Here is a 545-nt window from a genome sequence, read left to right on the forward strand (position 1 = left end):
GTCTCTCAACCACTGACTCATGCGATGCAGTTTTCCGCCCGTTCCGGTCATTTTGAGACCGGAAATTCCTTTCGCCGGATGGCTCTCGAAGCTCGCCATCTGCGGATAGATCAGAAGCCCCACCGCAGCCGAGAAGGCCGGCCCCTTCGCCGCTTCCGGCAGACCGGCCACGCCGAGCGGGCGGCCGATGCGCACATTGCGTCCCAGGATGCGGCGCGCCGCCTCCGGCAGGCCGGCAAGCTGGCTGGCGCCACCGGTAAGAACCACACGCTTGCCCACTGCATTGCCATAGCCGGACTTGTTCAGCCGGTCGCGCAGCAGTTCGAGCGTCTCGTCGATGCGGGCGCGCACGATGCGCGTCATCACCGAGCGCGGGATCTGCAAGGGCACGTCACCGTCGTCGCCGATCGGCTGGATCGAGACCAGGTCGCGGTCGTCGGCGCTGCCCGGCAGTGCCGAGCCATGCATCACCTTCAGCCGTTCGGCGGCATCGAGCGAGGTCGACAGCCCCTTGGCCATGTCCATCGTGACGTGGTTGCCGCCGA

1 protein-coding gene is annotated in these 545 nt (G+C 66.8%); it reads right to left on the reverse strand.

Translation table 11 applies throughout. The features are described from left to right. Nucleotides 1–545 (reverse strand): cell division FtsA domain-containing protein (locus tag EN750_RS38230; protein ID WP_281062396.1); only part of this gene is annotated, 545 nt, incomplete at both ends.

The organism is Mesorhizobium sp. M7A.F.Ca.ET.027.03.2.1 (assembly GCF_003999175.1).
Lineage (GTDB): Bacteria > Pseudomonadota > Alphaproteobacteria > Rhizobiales > Rhizobiaceae > Mesorhizobium.